Annotated in this window: 16 protein-coding genes; 6 read left to right on the top strand and 10 right to left on the bottom strand. The window is 64.7% G+C overall.

Annotated features, from left to right (window positions below):
• The first annotated feature begins 43 nt into the window (after window positions 1-43).
• Together EDE12_RS00380 and EDE12_RS00375 are read left to right on the top strand one after the other, a co-directional pair.
• Complete coding sequence (locus tag EDE12_RS00380) at window positions 44-796, top strand: hypothetical protein (protein ID WP_024878546.1); 753 nt, start codon at window positions 44-46, stop codon at window positions 794-796.
• A gap of 99 nt (window positions 797-895) precedes the next feature.
• Window positions 896-1,780 carry a hypothetical protein gene (locus tag EDE12_RS00375; protein ID WP_024878547.1) on the top strand — a complete coding sequence of 295 codons (885 nt, stop codon included), beginning with the start codon at window positions 896-898 and terminating at the stop codon, window positions 1,778-1,780.
• A 46-nt stretch (window positions 1,781-1,826) separates the two neighbouring features.
• On the opposite strand, the gene rpsD is transcribed toward EDE12_RS00375, so the two are convergent.
• The 3 genes from rpsD to EDE12_RS00360 all read right to left on the bottom strand — a co-directional run bounded on the left by rpsD (window position 1,827) and on the right by EDE12_RS00360 (window position 4,108).
• Window positions 1,827-2,444, bottom strand: coding sequence for a 30S ribosomal protein S4 (rpsD, locus tag EDE12_RS00370; protein WP_024878548.1), 618 nt, complete (start codon window positions 2,442-2,444; stop codon window positions 1,827-1,829).
• A 313-nt stretch (window positions 2,445-2,757) separates the two neighbouring features.
• Window positions 2,758-3,129 carry a hypothetical protein gene (locus EDE12_RS00365; protein ID WP_024878549.1) on the bottom strand — a complete coding sequence of 124 codons (372 nt, stop codon included), beginning with the start codon at window positions 3,127-3,129 and terminating at the stop codon, window positions 2,758-2,760.
• A gap of 136 nt (window positions 3,130-3,265) precedes the next feature.
• Complete coding sequence (locus tag EDE12_RS00360) at window positions 3,266-4,108, bottom strand: hypothetical protein (RefSeq protein ID WP_024878550.1); 843 nt, start codon at window positions 4,106-4,108, stop codon at window positions 3,266-3,268.
• 283 nt (window positions 4,109-4,391) lie between these two features.
• On the opposite strand from EDE12_RS00360, the gene EDE12_RS00355 reads away from it, so the two are divergent.
• Window positions 4,392-4,697, top strand: coding sequence for a hypothetical protein (locus EDE12_RS00355; protein WP_024878551.1), 306 nt, complete (start codon window positions 4,392-4,394; stop codon window positions 4,695-4,697).
• Between the two features lie 10 nt (window positions 4,698-4,707).
• On the opposite strand, the gene EDE12_RS00350 is transcribed toward EDE12_RS00355, so the two are convergent.
• A complete protein-coding gene (locus EDE12_RS00350; protein WP_018266875.1) occupies window positions 4,708-4,953 on the bottom strand; it encodes a hypothetical protein in 246 nt (81 codons plus the stop codon).
• Between the two features lie 238 nt (window positions 4,954-5,191).
• On the opposite strand from EDE12_RS00350, the gene EDE12_RS00345 reads away from it, so the two are divergent.
• From EDE12_RS00345 to EDE12_RS00335, 3 genes are all read left to right on the top strand, one after another.
• On the top strand, window positions 5,192-5,668 hold the full coding sequence (locus EDE12_RS00345) for a MarR family transcriptional regulator (RefSeq protein WP_026600055.1): 477 nt from the start codon (window positions 5,192-5,194) through the stop codon (window positions 5,666-5,668).
• Window positions 5,669-5,745: 77 nt separating this feature from the next.
• Window positions 5,746-8,934, top strand: coding sequence for an efflux RND transporter permease subunit (locus EDE12_RS00340; protein WP_026600056.1), 3,189 nt, complete (start codon window positions 5,746-5,748; stop codon window positions 8,932-8,934).
• Window positions 8,931-10,208 (top strand): efflux RND transporter periplasmic adaptor subunit, encoded by a 1,278-nt coding sequence (locus tag EDE12_RS00335; RefSeq protein ID WP_026600057.1) that lies wholly within the window; start codon window positions 8,931-8,933, stop codon window positions 10,206-10,208. Before EDE12_RS00340 ends, EDE12_RS00335 begins: the two co-directional genes overlap by 4 nt.
• A 152-nt stretch (window positions 10,209-10,360) precedes the next feature.
• On the opposite strand, the gene EDE12_RS00330 is transcribed toward EDE12_RS00335, so the two are convergent.
• From EDE12_RS00330 to EDE12_RS00305, 6 genes are all read right to left on the bottom strand, one after another.
• Window positions 10,361-10,609, bottom strand: a complete 249-nt coding sequence (locus EDE12_RS00330; protein ID WP_026600058.1) for an exodeoxyribonuclease VII small subunit — start codon at window positions 10,607-10,609, stop codon at window positions 10,361-10,363.
• An 81-nt stretch (window positions 10,610-10,690) separates the two neighbouring features.
• Window positions 10,691-12,043 carry a cytochrome P450 gene (locus tag EDE12_RS00325; RefSeq protein WP_026600059.1) on the bottom strand — a complete coding sequence of 451 codons (1,353 nt, stop codon included), beginning with the start codon at window positions 12,041-12,043 and terminating at the stop codon, window positions 10,691-10,693.
• A gap of 22 nt (window positions 12,044-12,065) precedes the next feature.
• The gene (locus EDE12_RS00320; RefSeq protein WP_026600060.1) at window positions 12,066-13,670 is read right to left on the bottom strand and encodes a hypothetical protein; all 1,605 of its coding nucleotides are present in this window, start codon (window positions 13,668-13,670) and stop codon (window positions 12,066-12,068) included.
• Window positions 13,671-13,679: 9 nt separating this feature from the next.
• Entirely contained in the window at window positions 13,680-14,663 is a 984-nt protein-coding gene (locus EDE12_RS00315; RefSeq protein WP_051592628.1) for a hypothetical protein, read from the bottom strand.
• Between the two features lie 45 nt (window positions 14,664-14,708).
• The gene (locus EDE12_RS00310) at window positions 14,709-15,374 is read right to left on the bottom strand and encodes a hypothetical protein (RefSeq protein WP_024878559.1); all 666 of its coding nucleotides are present in this window, start codon (window positions 15,372-15,374) and stop codon (window positions 14,709-14,711) included.
• A gap of 103 nt (window positions 15,375-15,477) precedes the next feature.
• The gene (locus tag EDE12_RS00305; protein ID WP_024878560.1) at window positions 15,478-16,881 is read right to left on the bottom strand and encodes a cation diffusion facilitator family transporter; all 1,404 of its coding nucleotides are present in this window, start codon (window positions 16,879-16,881) and stop codon (window positions 15,478-15,480) included.
• Window positions 16,882-16,967: the final 86 nt, after the last annotated feature.

The raw sequence follows: 16,967 nt of genomic DNA, 5'->3' as shown, positions 1-16,967 counted from the left end.
CATAGCCTGGGACTGCGAAAACTGGGGACAGGAAGGATAACCCATGACGGACATGGCGGAACTGCAAAAGCGCAAGCAGCCTCTCAATCTCGCGATCGTCTATGTCGATCCCGACGCCTTCATCGCCAATTATGTGGGCTGGCTGGAGATCACGACCTTCATCACCGCGCTGCGCGCCGGCGATGTGACGGTTCCCGCCGACGGCGTCACGCCCAAGCTCACGGACCAGCAATTGAAGGCCGCCGCGGCGGTCACTTACGGCGGCGATGCGCTATTCGCCTTCTTCATGACGGCGGCGCTCAAGGGCGACAAGGCGGCGGCCGACAAGGTCGAGGCCGCGCTCGTCGAGAGCATGGGCAAGGATTTCCCCGGCGCGACCTCGCTGTGGAGCTTCCGCACGCCGATGGATCCGCCCATCAGCCTCGAGGATCATGTCGGCGCCGCCGGCAAGAAGCTGCTGCTCGGCGACATTCCGCCGCCGCCGCTGCGCGCCAAGGAGAATTGGAACACCGGCATTCGCTTCTTCGAGCAGGCGCGCAAATCCAATTTCGTCCATGAGATCATGTATCCGCTGGCGCTGTGGAGCCGCGAGCGCTGGACGGACACATTGGAGAAGGGCATTTCCTTCCTCACCCATATCGAGGACAATGTCCCCGTGCTGCGCGAAGTGCTCGAGGAAAAGCGCAATGATCAGGCATTCGTCGCCAATCTGCTGCTGAAATTGGCGCCGGCGATCGATCAAGAGCTGACCGAGGATATGGAGGGCTTTCTGCGCTCCCTCGCGCGCCGCAATTGAGCGGGCGTGGGCGCGGCGTATGACGTCCTGTCATACGCCGCCGCTAGCCTCGCCTACTCCCGATTCGCCGCCGGCGACGGGAGATGTGGGGAGGCCGTCATGAATAATTCGCCGCTGCTCGTCTCGGTGACGATAGAGCCCAAGCTCGAACGCGATTGGGAGGAGCTCGTCGAGGCGCTCGCGCGGCTGTCCGCCGGCGCGCCCGGACTGCGCGTCTCCGATCTGGATGTGATCGGCGGAACGCAGGCGCTGCTCGAGGCGGCGAGCGAGGAGGGGCTGCGAGACATTGTCGCGCGCTTCCAGGAGCTGTCGCCCGTCGAGGCGATCATCGGCCCGCCGCGCGTCGCCTATCGCGAGCGCCTGTCGCGGCGCCAGGAAATCGATTTCACCCATAAGCGGCCCGGCCAATACGCCCGCGTGAAGCTCGTCTTCGACACGGATGGCGCGGGCGGCGAGATTTTCGAGAATCGTGCGCCGGAGAGTTCCGTTCCGGCCGAATTCGTCGACGGGGTAGAGCGCGGCGTCGTCTCTGTGGTGGAGAGCGGCGTCATTCTCGGCCGGCCTGTCGTGGAGCTGAAAGCGGCTCTGGTGGACGGCGCCGGCCATGGCTCGGATTCATCGGTGCTGGCCTTCGAGATCGCCGCGCGCGCCGCCACGCGGGAGGCATTGGCCAAAAGCAGCGAATTGCTCGAGCCGATCATGAGCGTCGAGACAGTCGCGCCCAATGACATTGCGGAAGCGGTGATCGAGGATTTGCGCGGCCGGCGCGCGCAGGCTCTGAAGGCGGAGCAGGGCGACGAGACCACGCGGATCACGGCGACCGCGCCGCTCGCGGAATTGCTCGGCTATGGCGATGCGCTGAGCGCGCTGGCCAAAGGGCGCGCGAGCCATAATCTACGGTTCGGCCATTATGCGCCGATAGCGCCCGAGGACGATACGCCCTTCCGCCCCGCGGCGTCCGCCCGGCCCAGCGCCACGGCCTGACGATAAAGATACGCCGGCCCGAAAGCTCCGGGCCGGCGAAAGTCGATCAGCGCGAGTAGAACTCGATGACCAGGTTCGGCTCCATCTGCACCGGATAGGGCACTTCGGAGGGAAGCGGCACGCGCGAGAGCTTGGCCGTCATCTTCTGATGATCGACCTCGTAATATTCCGGCACGTCGCGCTCGGCGAGGCCGACTGCCTCGAGGACGATGAGGATCTGCCTGGAGCTCTCCTTCACCTCGACGACATCGCCCGGCTTCACGAGATAGGACGGAATGTTCACCCGGCGGCCATTCACCTTGATGTGGCCGTGGTTGATGAACTGCCGCGAGGCGAAGACGGTCGGCACAAATTTGGCGCGATAGACCACGGCGTCGAGACGGCGCTCGAGCAGGCCGATCAGATTGTCTCCCGAGTCGCCCTTCAGCCGGATGGCCTCCGCATAATATTTGCGGAACTGCTTCTCGGAGATATTGCCGTAATAGCCCTTGAGCTTCTGCTTGGCCTTGAGCTGCGTGCCGAAGTCGGAGGGCTTGCCCTTGCGGCGCTGGCCGTGCTGGCCGGGGCCGTATTCGCGACGGTTCACCGGGCTCTTCGGGCGGCCCCAGATGTTCTGTCCGAGACGGCGATCGATTTTATATTTGGCTTCGGCGCGTTTCGTCACTTGCCGGCGTCCTCTTCCTTTTCGCAGCCTCGCAAAAGCGCGAAAACGAGACGCCGCGCCCGGCCTCGGTCAGAGGCGAGCGTCGCCGAACCACGTTCCCGCGCGACGAGGCATGCCTCTCGCGTCAAAAGAACGCGCCCTCCTCTGCCGGAAACCGGCCGACAGGCCGTTCAGGAACGGCCACGGGTGCGGGCCGGCGAAGGTTTCCCCGCGCCGGACCGGGGGTGATTATCCGCGTGAGCGGCGGAAGTCAAGAAAAAGGCCGGCTCGCGAAGCGCGGGCCGGCCGAAAAAGCGAAGCCGAGAGGCGGGGCTCAGGGCCACCAGATCGGCGCGATGCCGTCGCGATAGGGCAGAACCTCGAAGCGGCGGCGGTTCGGCAGCGTCTCCTGCATGAACCAGCTGCGCTGATTGTCCTCCATCGGCTGATAGGCGAAATAGGTGGCTTCCACCATGTAGCGATTGGTCGAGCCGACCGGGACGACCGGGCCGGGATCGAGCCAGCTGCGGCGCGGAACCACCAGCGGCTGGCGCACATAGGGGATGGGGCCTGTCGCCACGACGATTCCCTCCGCGGGAATGAAATGACGATGCGCGGAGCGATGCGTTTTGGCGAGCGCCTCGCCCGCCGTCGCGAGGGCGAGAAGGCAGGCGAGTCCGGCCGACAAACTGACGAAATGACGCATCCTCATCTCCTGATTCCGATATCGACAGGATCATAACCAATCACGTCGCCGGGCGATACCGGCCGTCGCGAATGGCGCCTCATGAAAGCTGAAAGCGGTCCGACGAAAGCGCCGGACTGCCCCTAGGTAGGCGCGCTCAGTGGCGCGCCGCGCGTTTTTTCGCGGCGGGCTTGGCGGGCTCGGCGTCGCTCGCGGGGGCGGGGGCGAGGCAGCCCGGCCCCTCCGTCTTGGGGAAGGAGCGGGCCAGCGCTTTGTTGTCGCCGGCGGGCAGATAATAGATGCGGTCGAGCAGGCAGCCCATGGCGCGGCGGTCGATCGGCTTGGCGCCGGCGCCGCAGGCGATGCCGGCGATCTCCATCGACAGGCTGGCGTTGACGAGGCGCATGGCGAGGCAGGTGCGCTCGCCCGCCGCCGCGGCCGCGACGCCGCCCTCGCGCAGCGACAATTTGATCTCCGCCGCCTCGAAGGCGCCGGCGCGCGTCACCAGCGGCGTCGGCTGGCCGATGCGGACGACGCCGAGACCGGCCTGGGCGGCGTGGCGCGCCACATCGAGGAAGAAGTCGGAATTGCCGAGCTTCTCGCCGGCGGGCTGCAGAATATCGAGCCGCAGATAGGGCCGGCCCGTGTCGAAGGCGCCGAAGGCGTGCGTTTCCTGGCGCCCGCCCGAAGGAAGCGGCTGATCGAAGGTGATCCGCGGATCCTTGTCGATCTCGGGCGCCTCGAGCCGGAAGGCGGCGACGCGTTCTGCGGCGGCCGCAGGCGCAGACGTGGACGCGTAGCTGGGCGCGGCGCTCGCCTTTGGCGCAGCGGCCGGCGCGGTCGCGGCCTCCTGCTGCGGCGTGCGGACGAAGGCGAGCGAGGCCAGCAGCACCAGAAGCGCCGCGACGCCCATCGACACTGCGGCGAGATTGCCGAGCGGACGCGCCCTCAGCGGGCCGGAGCCATAGGGGAGGTCATCGCCGGAAACCGACAAACTCATGACGCTACTCCAACCGCCCGTCTCGAGCGGGCTTTACACATTACGATCGGGCCAAATGTCCCGGAAAGGACTTATCTGGCCCTGAACATTGGCGTTAAGCGTAAACATTCCGTTGAACATAGTCGCGTTTTCGCTTTTCGACGCGCCGCGGGCGTGGTTGCGCGCGGCGCGCTGCGGCCTCGGGCCAAACTTCGGCCAAGAAGCTCCGAAAGAGAGAGGAGGTCAGATACGAAGATCAGCGCGACACGAGGTCGCTCTTACCCTGCAATATCGAGGAAATAGCATGAAGATTCTCGTAACGGCGGCCGTCGTCACCTTGGTCTCTTTTCCGGCATGCGCCGAAAAGGTCGCCGTCGGCTGCCAGCTGGTGTCTCAATACAGCGAAGATCAAGTCGGTTATCTTCTGGGCGAGGCGCGCTCGGTTATCGGCGATCAGGAGACCAATCGCATCTATGGGCATTACGTCAGCCTGCGCAGCGCCTGCCAATATGATGGCAACGCCACCCGCGTGGTAAATCTCCCGCCCGCCTTGCGCGATCTTCTCGCCCAGAACGGCGTCGACATTCGCCGTTTCGCGCGGCGGCTCTGACGCCTGCGCGTCAGTGACGGCGGCCGCGCTTCTTGGCGGCCGCGGCCCCTTGGATCTGCGCCTTGCAGGCGCGGCTGAGCCCGCCGATATTGGCCTTCAGGCAGCTTTCCACCGCCGCGGCGTCCGGCACGTAGCGCTCGCAGAATTTATAGGCGTCGTCCGTGCAGGCCGAGCGCTGGCGGGCCGACCCGCGCTGCGCGGCGTCGGCCGAGGCCGCGCAGATCAGCAAGAATGTGCAAGCCAAAAGCAGCCTCATTCCCGTCATCCTCCCTTTGTCTCCCAGCCGTGATGGCTCGGGACCGTCTCGGCGCCGAATTGCCATAATTACGATAGGCGCGACGGTCCGCGCGGCAATCGGCTCCTGCCTTCATCCTAAATAGGGCCGAAATTTTCTTCCGAAGGGCGGGGGCGGCTCAGGCGGGGCTTGAATTCGCCGCGCCGCACCTATTTAATAAGCATGCTCATCAAAAGCACTGCTATAGAAAGCGCGCCTAATGCCCTCGCCGCCGCCGACCACCTTCTGCTTTCTGCTGCATGATGCAGCACGGCTGATGCGCAAGCGGTTCGAGCAGAATGCCCGCGAATTAGGCCTGACGCGCGCGCAGACCCAGGCCCTGGCCTATCTGTCGCGCAATGAGGGCGTCAGCCAGTGCGTGCTCGCCGAAATGCTCGATCTCGAGCCGATCACGCTCGGCCGCACCGTCGATCGGCTGCAGGCGCTGGGCCTGGTGGAGCGCCGGCCGCACGAGACCGACCGGCGCGTCTGGCTGCTGTTCCTCACCGCGGCGGCTTGGCCGCTCATCGAGGCCATAGCGCCTATCTCCGAGGCGACCCGCCAGGAGGCGCTGGCCGGCGTCAGCGACGAGGACCGCGCGACATTGATGCGCGTGCTGGAGACGGCGCGCGGCAATCTGATCGAGAAAATGAGCTGCTCGACGAAAAAGCCGAAGGCGCGGAGCGCGGTCGGCTGATCGACGGTCCGGGATCGGACGAGGCGTAAGCGATGCGGACGGCGCCGCCCGCAGCGTGGTGAGAGTGGAAGACGTCCATGGAACTCGTCAAATATGCGCTCAAGTTTCGGCTGACGTTCTACGTCCTGGCCATTTTGATGACGTTCCTCGGCGGCGCGGCGATCGTCTCGACGCCCAAGGACGTGTTCCCCAATGTCGACATCCCGGTCGTGACGGTCATCTGGTCCTACACTGGCCTCTCCACCGCCGAGATGGAGAGCCGCGTCACCACCTATGCCGAGCTCTCCACCTCCAACAACGTCAACGGCATTCGCAATATGGAGAGCCAGACGCTGCAAGGCGTCGCGGTCATCAAGATCTATTTCCAGCCGGATGTGAACATAGAGCTCGCCATCACGCAGGTCGTCTCGGCGATGAACTCCATTCGCGCCTTGATGCCGCCCGGCATCAATCCGCCGACTGTCGTGCGCTATTCGGCCTCGCAAGTGCCGGTCATTCAGCTCGCGCTCTCCAGCAAGAGCCTCAATGAGCAGCAGCTCTACGACATGGGCCTCTATCGCGTCCGCCAGCAGCTGACGACGACGCCCGGCGTCACTCTGCCGACGCCCTGGGGCGGCAAGCAGCGCCAGATCATGGTCGATCTCGACACGTCGACGCTGCAGGCGCGCGGCCTCACGCCGCTCGATGTCGTCAACGCCATCACCGCGGGCAATCTGGTGGTGCCCTCCGGCCTCGTGAAATTGGGCGATCTGCAATATGTCGTGCGCCTCAATTCGACGCCCGACGCGCTATCGACGCTCAACAGCATTCCGATCCGCGTGGCCGATGGCGCGCCGCTCTTGATCCGCGACGTGGCGCAAGTGCGCGACGGCAACCCGCCGCAGCAGAATATCGTGCGCGTCGACGGCTCGCGCGCCGTGCTGCTGACCATATTGAAGAACGGCAACGCCTCGACGCTCAATGTCGTCGAGAATGTGAAGGTCGGCATCGCCAAGCTGCGCGAGTCGATCCCCAAGGACACGACGATCGCCGAATTGTTCGACCAATCGGTTTTCGTCTCCAACGCAATATCGGACGTGCTGCACGAGGGCGTCATCGCCGCGGGTCTCACCGCGCTGATGATCCTTCTGTTCCTCGGCTCCTGGCGCTCCACGCTGATCGTCGTCATCTCCATTCCGCTGTCGATCCTCGCCTCGCTCGCCGCGCTCAGCGCGCTCGGACATACGATCAACATCATGACGCTCGGCGGCATGGCGCTCGCGGTTGGCATATTGGTGGACGACGCCACTGTCGCCATCGAGAATACCTATCGCCTGTTCGAAGAGGGCAAGGATTTCCGCTATGCGGTGGCGGAGGGCGCCGCCGGCATCGCCAAGCCGGCGCTGATCTCGACGCTCGCCATTTGCGCGGCCTTCGTCTCCGTGCTCTTCCTCACCGACGCCGCGCGCTTTCTCTTCGTGCCGCAGGCGCTGGCCGTCGTCTTCGCGATGCTGGCCTCCTATTTTCTGTCGCGAACGCTGGTGCCGATTTTGATGGACCAGCTGCTCATCCATGAGCATCACGCGGAGCGCGAGCGTGAGAGCGACGCGCGCCGCACCGGCTTCGCCGCTATTCTGACGCGCATTCAGCTCGGCTTCGAGCATGCCTTCGAGAAGCTGCGCGGCCAATATGCGCTGCTGCTGGTCGCGGTGCTGCGCCACAAGGGCCGCACGCTCGCCGCCGTCGCCGGCGTCTTCGCCTTCGGCGCCTTTCTGTTCGTCTCGGTCGGCGAGGATTATTATCCGCAGATCGACGCCGGACAGATGACCTTGCATGTGCGCGGCCGCTCCGGCCTGCGCATAGAGGAGACCGAGCGCCTGTTCCAAAAGGTGGAGGACGTCATTCGCGAGACGATCCCGCCGCATGATCTCGCTCTGATCCTCGACAATATCGGCCTGCCGCAGATCACCTATAATTACGCTTTCTCCGACGGCACAACGGTCGGCTATAATGACGGGCAGATCATGATCTCGCTCGCGCATGGCCATGCGCCGACGGCGGGCTACATGCGCAAGCTGCGCCAAGTCCTGCCGCAGCGCTTTCCGGATTCGATCTTCTATTTCCAGCCGGCCGACATCGTCACGCAGATTTTGAACTTCGGCCTTCCCGCGCCGATCGCGCTGCGCGTCGTCGGGCGCGATGCGCCCGGCAATAAGATCATCGTGCGCAAGCTCTTGGATCGCGTGACGCAAGTGCGCGGCGTCGTCGACGCGCATATTCACCAGATTCTCGACGCGCCGGAATTCTTCGTCGACATAGATCGCTGGAAGGGCCAGCAGCTCGGCGTCAGCGTCCAGCAGATCGCCAATAATGTGAATATCTCGCTGTCGTCCTCCTTCCAGGTGACGCCCAATTTCTGGGCCGATCCGGTGACGGGCATTCCCTATCAGGTCGCGGTGCAGACGCCGGAATATCGCATCGCCTCGCTCAACGCCTTCGCCAACACGCCGATCTCCGATCTGAGCGGCTCCGGCTCGGCGCAGGTCGATCTTCTGACCAATGTCGCGCAATGGAAGCGCGGCGTGGAGCAGAGCGTAGCCGATCATTCCAACACGCAGCCGACCTATGACGTCTACGCCAATATTCAGGATCGCGATCTCGGCGGCGTCGAGCGGGATTTGCGCAAGGCGATCGCGGAGATCGAGCCGGAGCTGAAGCCCGGCAACTACATTGTCATTCGCGGCCAGATCGACAGCAAAAATCAGGCTTTCGCGCGCATCGGCCTCGGCCTCGTCGCCTCCATGATCTTCGTCTATCTGCTGATGGTGGTGAACTTCCAGAGCTGGGGCGATCCTTTCGTCGTCATTCTCGCTCTGCCCATCGCCTTTTGCGGCATCGTCTTCGCGCTCTACGTCACTGGCACGACCTTCTCCATTCCGTCATTGATGGGCGCCATAATGTCGGTCGGCGTCGCTTCGGCCAATTCCATCCTGCTCGTCACTTTCGCGCGCGAGCATAGAGAGGCGACCGGCGTCTCCGCGGAAGAGGCGGCGATCGAGGCCGGGCTGACGCGAATTCGTCCGGTGATCATGACGGCGACGGCGATGTTCGTCGGCCTTCTGCCCATGTCGCTCGCGCTCGGCGAAGGCGCCGAGCAGAACGCCGCGCTCGCCCGCGCGGTGATGGGCGGCATCGCTTTCGGCACATGCTCGACTCTGCTTTTCGTGCCTTTCCTCTATTCGCTGCTGCGGCGCGGAGAGGTTCAGCCTCCGAGGGATTATCTATGACCGAGATGTCGCAGCCGCAGGGACGCGGATTCGCTTCGACCGGCGTCGGCGTGCATGAGGCGCCGCCGCCGCGTCTGCGCAAGCTCCCCTTCTTTCTTCTTCTCGCGCTTCTCGCTCTGGTGCTGCTCATCGGCCTGCGCCGTCATGCGGCGCAGGAGCATGACGCGCAGGCGTTTCAGCAGGAGCAGGCCAATGCGACGCTCAGCCTGCGCGCGACCAAGGTGACGAAAGTCGCCGGCCCCGTGCATATAGAATTGCCCGGCCAGACGCTCGCCTTCGAGCAGGCGCGCCTCTTCGCGCGCGCGACGGGCTATATCGCCGAGCGGCGCGTCGATATCGGCAGCAAGGTGAAGCAGGGCGATCTTCTCGTTCGCATTTCGGCGCCCGATCTCGACCAGCAATATGCGCAGGCGCAGGCGCAGCTCGCGCTCAACAAGGCGCAACTGCTGCAATCCAAGGCGCAGGTGGAGCAGACCAAGGCCAATCTCAACCTCGCCAAGCTCACCTACGGCCGCAGCTCGCAACTCGTCAAAAATAATTACGAGAGCAAGCAGAACAACGACATCAACGCTGCAAACGTCGAGACGCAGAACGCCAATCTGCAATCGGCGCAGGCGGGCGTCGAGGTCGCGCAGGCCAATATCGCCGCGGCGCAGGCCAATGTGGATCGGCTGAAGCAGCTCGTCGGCTTCAAGGACGTCACCGCGCCTTTCCGCGGCGTGGTGACGGCGCGCAACATAGAGGTGGGCGATCTCGTCAGCGCCGACGCCAATAGCGGCACGCCGCTCTTCTCCCTCGCGCGCGACGATATTCTGCGCGTGCAAGTGTCGGTGCCGCAATCGGAGGCGGCGGGTCTCGTCGATGGTCTCGAGTCCAAGGTCGAGGCGCCGGAGATGCCCGGCAAGAGCTTCAAGGGCCGTATCGCGCGCAACGCCAATTCGCTCGCCGCCGCCTCGCGCACACTGCTCACCGAGGTGGACGTGCCCAATCCCACCGGCGAGCTGCGGCCCGGAATGTTCGTGCGCGTCGTGCTCGATATTCCGCGTCCGCGGCCGCTGGTGAATATTCCGGCGCCGTCGATCCTCTTCGGCGCAGAGGGGCCGCGCGTCGCGGTGATCGGCAAGGACGATGTCGTTCGCCTCGCGAAGATCAACATCACGCGCGATTTCGGCACCAATGTCGATGTCGATCAAGGATTGACGGGCGACGAGACCATCGCGCTCGATCCGCCCGCCGATATTCGCGACGGCCGCAAGGTGACGATCCGCAAGTGAGCGATTCGGGCGCGAAACCCTCGCCTCTCGCTCGTCATTGCGAGCGAAGCGAAGCAATCCAGAGCCGTTGGGCGGCCCCTGGATTTGCTTCGTCGCTGCGCTCCTCGCAATGACGGCCCTGTAGTTTAAAAAGAAGCGAAGCGCCGGCGGGCTCATTCCATGTCGAGCGGCGCCGTCCCCTTGGGCGCGCCATCGGCGCCGAGCGTGATCTTCTCTATGCGGGCCTCGGCCTCGCGCAGCAGCGTGTCGCAGCGCTTCTTCAGCGCCTCGCCGCGCTCATAGAGCTTCACCGAATCATCGAGCGAGACGCTCGCCTTCTCAAGCTTGCCGACGATCTCCTCGAGCTCCTGTATCGCCTTCTCGAAGGGCAGGGCGTCTATATCGGCATTGGCGTCGGACACGTGAGATTTCCTTCGGCGCGGCGGAGCTCATTTCCCCTCCTCGCGGGAGAAGGGCGACGGGCGCCGCGCTCGAGCCGCCCGTCAGTCGCTCTCTACCACGAAATGCTGCGGGAAGGGCGTCGAGGCGTCGATTTGGCCCGCCGCGCCGGCCGCGCGGCGCAGATTGGGTCGCGCCAGCACGGGGCGCAGAATGGCCGGGATGACGGCGCGGTTGATATAGGCGCCGAAGCAAGTGTGCATGCCATAGCCCCAGAGGATGTAATTGCCCCAGGGACGATCGACGCGGAACTCGTTCGGCTTGTCGATCTGCAGCGGATCGAACATGGCCGAGAGATTGGAGGCGAGCACCATGGCCCCCTCCGGGATCTTACGGGCGCGGAACGTGTTGGCGGCGATCACCGTCGAGCGGTTGGCGCGGCGGTAGATGACCGGATTGACCGGGTTGAAACGCAGCGCCTCGAAGAGATAGGCGCCGAGCAGCGCCTCGTCGCCCGCCACCGCCGCGGCATGGGCTCCGGCGAGCGCTTCCGGCCGATCGAGCAATTGGTCGAGCGCCTGCACCGAGGCTTTGGAAATCGTCGGAATCGCGCCGATGACGAGGCCGATGAGATTGTTGCGAATGGCGAGATCGTCGAATTCCGGCGCGCCTTTCTGCAGCTCCAGCGCGCGGCCGAGCACATCGTCCTTCGTCTCGCCGCTGGCCTTGCGCGCGGCGATGGCGGCGTCGATCGCCTTGCGCAGCTCGTCGGCGGCCATCAGCGCCTTGGTCTCGATCGCCGGCTCGCCTTTGAGATCGACGAACAGCCACCAGAACAAGCTCGTCGCCCATTGGATGGCGTCGGTCTCGGCCTGGGCGGAGACGCCGAAATAGTCGGAGACGATCGCGGCCGGAACGCGCAGCGTCAGCTCCTGCGGCACGTCGATGCGCGTCGGAAAGGCGCTCGCATAGGCCTCGGCGCGCGCGCGGGCGAGCGGCGTCACCAGAGCCTCCACATCGTCGCGGCGCATGGCGAGCTTCATCAGCGAGGTGTCGTGCTGATATTGCGCCGTGTTCTGCATGCCGAGGAAGAAATTAGGGCCGCCGGTGATGGCGCGCATCTTCGGCTCGTAGACGACGGCGAAATCCTCCTCGCGGTCGAGCACCTCGATCACATCCGTGGCGCGCAAGACGAAGGCCGTGCCATTGTTCTCGTAGCTGGTGATCAGCTGCTTGCCGATTACGAAATTGGGCAGCACGGCGCGGAAGACCGCGAATATTTCGATCAGTGAGCTCGGCCGTGTGAGCGCGCCGACCAAACGTTCCTTCAGCGTTCCCTTGCCGGTGACGAGCGCGCGCGCCGTCACCGCGATCAGCGAGAAAAGGGCGACGACCGCGTCGAGGAGCGTCAGCGCATAGGCGCGCAGAGCGGCGAAGATGTTCTTCAACAAGGTCATCGTCTTTTTCCCGCTGGGGTCCTCAGGTCGGATCGACCGTGCCCATGCCGATCATGCGCAGAGCTGTGAGGCTCGGCACGAAGAAATATTCGCCGCCGCGCGTCTCCACGAATTGCGGCAGACCCTCGGCGATATAAGGCGGCTTGCCCGAGTCCTGCTCGGACGGCACCACGAATTTCGCCTTGGGGCCGTTGCGGGCGTCGCCCTGCGAATGATTGCCGACGATGGGGCAAGTGTCATTGCCCGCATTGGCGTCGAGGCCATAATGAATCCATTGCTGCTGCACGAATTCGAACTGGCGGGCGAGGCTCGAGCAGACGACCAGCATCACAATGCCGTGATCGCCATCATCCGTCGCCTCCGGGTCGGAGGAGCCATAGGGCAGGCCGCGGCGAAGGATGCGGCGGCGATTATTGAGCACAGAGCCCGACGCCTGCTTCGGATCCGTCTGCACCCAAGGGTCGAGCGCGTCGCGCGTGTTCACGCGGCGCGTATGCGATGTCATCGGACATTGCTCGCCGTCGATATCCTTGCGATAGGTGAAGTCCACGAGCTCGCGCTCGCGCTCCGGCGAGTCGACCGGAAATTTCTCGTTGAAGGCCTGCCATTCGGCGTAGTCTTTCGCCTTCATCAGCGGCACGCCGTCCGACCAGCGGCCGGCCATTTTGGCGAGCAGAGTCTCGCGCGCCACATCCACCGGAATGCCGCGGAAGGCGGCGAATTTCTCCGCCTGCTCGCCGATGAACTTGTTCCATGCGCCGACATTCTCATGCAGCTTGCGATAGGCCATGAACGTGCCGTTGCGGCTGAAGGCGAGCGGCATGGCGGAGCCCGGAATCTCCTGCGCCTCGTCTGGATAGCCGAGCAGGAACTCGCCGGCCGCCAGCGCGCGCCAAACGCCATTGCCATCGACCGCGCCTTGGCCGATCGCGGCGTTCTGCAGCCTGTCGGCGGGATATTGCCCCTCGAACACAGGATCGCTGATGCCGTCGGAGAAGCCGAAATGCTCCTTGGGCGTCGGCTTGCCATTCGCGTCGAAGAGCGCCGTAATATCCTGATAGAGCGTCTGCTCCTTGCCGGGCGGATTATGGCCGGCGAGCACGCTCACGCCATTCTCTGCGGCGAGGGCGACGATCGCCTCCGTCGTCGCGTCGAGATCGGCGGCGCTCGCCGTATAATGCTGATTGAGCACGATGAGAATATGGACCGCGGCCTCCGGCGGCTTGCCCTTGTTCTGCCAGACGGTGTCCCATCCGTCTTGCCAGTGATCGCCGCTGAAATCATCGCCCAGCATGCGCGCGCGGGCGGCCATGCCGTCGATGAACTCGTCGGGCAGGCCGCGCAGCGTGCGCGTCGGCACGCCGAGCATGAGCAGCCCATAGAAGGTGAAGGCGATATTGACGGCGATCGCCGGCGGCTGAACCGCATCGCTGGCGCTCGCGCCGGCCAGCGCCGTGGTGACGCGCGGCAGCAGCCTGGTCACGAAATGACGGCCATTGGCGGCGCGGCTCGTCTTCGAGTCGCCGCCGATGTTCAGCAGAATTGTGCGGCCTTTGAAATAGCCCTGCTTGGGATAGGCTTCGAGAATATTGCCCTGAATATCCGCGAGGTCGAGAACGACTGACATTTTCCGCCCCTAGATTCCGATTGCGCCCGGCTTTTGCGTCGGTCCTTCGACATCGCCCGGCTTGTTGGCGTCGATGAAAGCTTTGAAAGCGTCATAGAGGCGCTGCGCCGAAGCCGGATCCGAGCCGGCGGCGTCGAATTGCTGATCGATGGCGAAGCGCGTGAACTCGCGACGCAGATAGAGCGCCTTCAGCACATCCGGCAAAGTGGAGTCGGGCGCTGCGGGAAAGGGCTTCTTGCCGAAGTCGAGAATGTAGAGATAGATCGCCAGGCCCGCGGCGCCGACGCCGGCGCCGATCGCCAGCAGCGCGCCGATGAAGCCGTGCAGGAAATGCGGCAGCAGCCAGAAATAGACCAGCGCCGCGGCGACCGCGAAAATCGCCAGACCCCCGAGGCCCACCGTCTTCAGCGACACGTTCGGCAGCTTGTCCGCCGGCACGCCATGCGCCCAATAATCATGGAAGGGCATGGTCGTCTCGATCTGGCAGTCGGCGACATATTTGGCGAAGCTCGCCGCATCGCGCACGCGCGCCTCGAAGCCGAGGCAATATTTGAAGACTTTTCGCAGCTCGGCTTCCGATTGCGTCCACAGATCGCGAAGATAGGCGTCGCGCTCGGCGTCCGAGCCGGTCTTGGAGTCGAAATCGGCGGAGAAGAAGAGGAAGGGACAAGAGAGGTGATCCTGCGGCTGCGAGACCACCGGATTGAGCATGTCCTTGTATTTCTGGTCGATGGGCAGCTCGGGGCTGGCCGCGACCAGTAGCGTGTTGGGCTGCTCGCGACCATTATAGGCGACGTCGTCGATGACGACGAGACGCGCGAAATGATTGGTCGTGTTGGTCGCGAAAGGGCTCCTCTCGCCGCGCGGCATCAGCGACAAATGCTTGCGCAGCGCATGCACGGGCGAGGTCGGGACGCCATCCTCGACGATCGTCGTCGTGCTGACGGGAATGAGCGTCGTGAGGAAATAGGCTCCGCTATCGAAGGTCGGCATGACGGCCTCTTTGAAAACGTGAATTCTGTCTTGCGGACGGATGCGTCAGCGGGCGCTCGTCGCCAGCTCGCCGGCGAAGTGCAGATAGTCCTCGCGATTGATCTCGGCGTTTTCCGTATCATTGCTGGCGACCGGCGCGCGACCTTCATAGCCGAGGTCGTTCTGCACCGTGCTGAGATAGCGGACGAAGAGCGCGCGGAACTGCTCCGGCGTCGAGCCCTGCAGATTCGCCTCGAGCTTCAGCAACGCCTCGCGCACGCGCAGGGCGGCCGTCACATCGCGCTGCGCGGCGCCGGGAACGGAATTGTAATAGTAATTCGTGTCGATCTGATTGGCGCGAATGTAATTCTTGAACGGCGTGATCGGCACGGAATGCGGATATTTCGTGCTCGTGAACCAGAGCAGATCGAGGCCGTTGGGCAGGCCGTCGGCGAAGGCGTCGATATATTGGTCCCAGGTGCCGTTGAAATTGCTGCAGAACAGCAGATAGTCATTGGAGATCTGCTGCTTGCCCTGGCCGAGATCGGGCCATTGGTCGCGCTTGATGATGGCCCAGCGCGCGAAATGGATGAAGCGGAGTCCGAGAAGGCCGCCTAGGGAGGAAGGGATCGACCGCGAGATCATGAAGCTGAAGCGATTGAACCATGTCCGCCAGGGTTTCATCGGTGTAATGACGTTCATTCCATAGGCTTTGCCGGTGACGTTCGACATGATCGCGGGCCTCGAAAAAACTATTCCATTATTCCCGGCTACGGATAGCTGCATTCCGTTCAAAAGACAATATGGACGCTGGGCGCGGAGCGCTCCGACGCGCTCAAGAATGGTCGTTTATTTCCGCATGTCCCGCAATTCGAAGGATGTTCGGAAATTCGCCGCGCATCGCCCGCTCCACCTCGTCGACGGCGGCGTGCGTGGCGTCGACCGAGAGCTGCGGATCGACGCAGCAGTGGTAATTGACGACGAGCCCTTCGGCCGTCTCGCGCGCGCGAACGTCGTGGACATTCACCACTTTTCCGCCCCGCGCGGCGTGACGCGCGAGCGCATCGGCGATGGCGCGGCGCGTCTGCGGCTCGGCGTCCTGGCCGGCGAGCAGATGCGGCTCGGAAGGCTCTATATGCGTGTCGATCTCGATCGCCTCGCCGAACTCCTCGCGGATCGCCTGCTCGAGGTCCGAGGCGATCTGATGCGCGCGCCCATGCGACATGCCGCCGTCGAGCTCGAGATCCAGCGTGATCGAGAGGCGCTCGCCCACCGTCTGCGCGATGATATGATGCACCTGTATGCGGCGCCGGGCGGCGACCAGCAGAATGCGCTCGAGCACGGTCTCGTCGTCGAGCGCGATGGGGCGCGTGGCGAGGGTGATCTGCGCGCCGGGGACCGCATGGATGATGGCGGCGTTGGCGTCTTCCTTTATGCGCGCGGCGCGCTCCAGCGGCAGCGTCCGCGCGACGCCGATGACGGCCTCGCCCATCACCATGGGGCCGGCTGTGCGCAGGCGCAGGCTCTCCACCGCTATGACGCCGGGGGTCGCGCGCAGAATATCTTGTATCTGCGGCACCAGCTCCTGCGGCGCGGCGTCGAGCAGCGTCGCCACAGTGCGGCGGCCGAGCCTATAGCCGGCGATGGCGATGAAGACCGCGACGCCGAAAGCCGCGAGCGCGTCGCCCTGCGCAAAGCCGGCGCGCGTGGCCGCGAGGCCGACGATGACCAGCGCCGAGGAGACGAGATCGCTGGTGAAATGCAGCGCATCGGCGGCCAGCGCGTCGCTCTGCGTCTCCTCGGCGACGGCGCCGAGCCGCCGCGCGCGCGCGAAATCCACGACGATGGAGAGAAACAGCACGGCGAAGACGGGCCAGCCGGCGTCGATTTCGACATCCGTGTCGCCGAGCCGCTGCGCGGCCTGGCCGGCGACGACCAGCGCGAGGCCGAAGAGCAGCCCGGTCTCGATCAGCGCGGCGAGCGATTCGACCTTGCCATGGCCATAATGATGCTTCTCGTCCGCCGGCTTCTCGGCCTGGCGCACGGCGACATAGGTCAGCACTGTGGCGGCGACGTCGGCGGCCGAATGACCGGCCTCCGAGATCAGCGCCAGCGAGCCGGAGGCGAGGCCGGCCGCGAGCTTGGCGACCGTCAGCACGGCGCTGGCGGCGATGGAGGCTTTGGCGGCCGAGGCTTTGCGCGCGGCCGCGTCGGTCGAGATGTCGGCTGTGTCGGACATGGGCGGGATCGGTTGGTCGGCGCGCCCCCGCGCCGCGGGTCCCAGCCTTAACAACACAATGCGACAGGCGCAAATCTTCCGGCCTC

Origin of the sequence: Methylosinus sp. sav-2 (genome assembly GCF_004366495.1) — a bacterium.
Classification (GTDB): domain Bacteria; phylum Pseudomonadota; class Alphaproteobacteria; order Rhizobiales; family Beijerinckiaceae; genus Methylosinus.
Note: the sequence above shows the minus strand (reverse complement) of the source record. Positions and strands in the feature narration are given on the sequence as shown.

What these genes read in the sequence shown, in the direction of transcription:
- EDE12_RS00380 (WP_024878546.1), top strand. Translation starts at nt 44, where the DNA reads ATGACGGACATGGCGGAACTGCAAAAGCGCAAGCAGCCTCTCAATCTC.
- EDE12_RS00375 (WP_024878547.1), top strand. Translation starts at nt 896, where the DNA reads ATGAATAATTCGCCGCTGCTCGTCTCGGTGACGATAGAGCCCAAGCTC.
- EDE12_RS00365 (WP_024878549.1), bottom strand. Translation starts at nt 3,129, where the DNA reads ATGCGTCATTTCGTCAGTTTGTCGGCCGGACTCGCCTGCCTTCTCGCC.
- EDE12_RS00360 (WP_024878550.1), bottom strand. Translation starts at nt 4,108, where the DNA reads ATGAGTTTGTCGGTTTCCGGCGATGACCTCCCCTATGGCTCCGGCCCG.
- EDE12_RS00355 (WP_024878551.1), top strand. Translation starts at nt 4,392, where the DNA reads ATGAAGATTCTCGTAACGGCGGCCGTCGTCACCTTGGTCTCTTTTCCG.
- EDE12_RS00350 (WP_018266875.1), bottom strand. Translation starts at nt 4,953, where the DNA reads ATGAGGCTGCTTTTGGCTTGCACATTCTTGCTGATCTGCGCGGCCTCG.
- EDE12_RS00345 (WP_026600055.1), top strand. Translation starts at nt 5,192, where the DNA reads ATGCCCTCGCCGCCGCCGACCACCTTCTGCTTTCTGCTGCATGATGCA.
- EDE12_RS00340 (WP_026600056.1), top strand. Translation starts at nt 5,746, where the DNA reads ATGGAACTCGTCAAATATGCGCTCAAGTTTCGGCTGACGTTCTACGTC.
- EDE12_RS00335 (WP_026600057.1), top strand. Translation starts at nt 8,931, where the DNA reads ATGACCGAGATGTCGCAGCCGCAGGGACGCGGATTCGCTTCGACCGGC.
- EDE12_RS00325 (WP_026600059.1), bottom strand. Translation starts at nt 12,043, where the DNA reads ATGACCTTGTTGAAGAACATCTTCGCCGCTCTGCGCGCCTATGCGCTG.
- EDE12_RS00320 (WP_026600060.1), bottom strand. Translation starts at nt 13,670, where the DNA reads ATGTCAGTCGTTCTCGACCTCGCGGATATTCAGGGCAATATTCTCGAA.
- EDE12_RS00315 (WP_051592628.1), bottom strand. Translation starts at nt 14,663, where the DNA reads ATGCCGACCTTCGATAGCGGAGCCTATTTCCTCACGACGCTCATTCCC.
- EDE12_RS00310 (WP_024878559.1), bottom strand. Translation starts at nt 15,374, where the DNA reads ATGTCGAACGTCACCGGCAAAGCCTATGGAATGAACGTCATTACACCG.
- EDE12_RS00305 (WP_024878560.1), bottom strand. Translation starts at nt 16,881, where the DNA reads ATGTCCGACACAGCCGACATCTCGACCGACGCGGCCGCGCGCAAAGCC.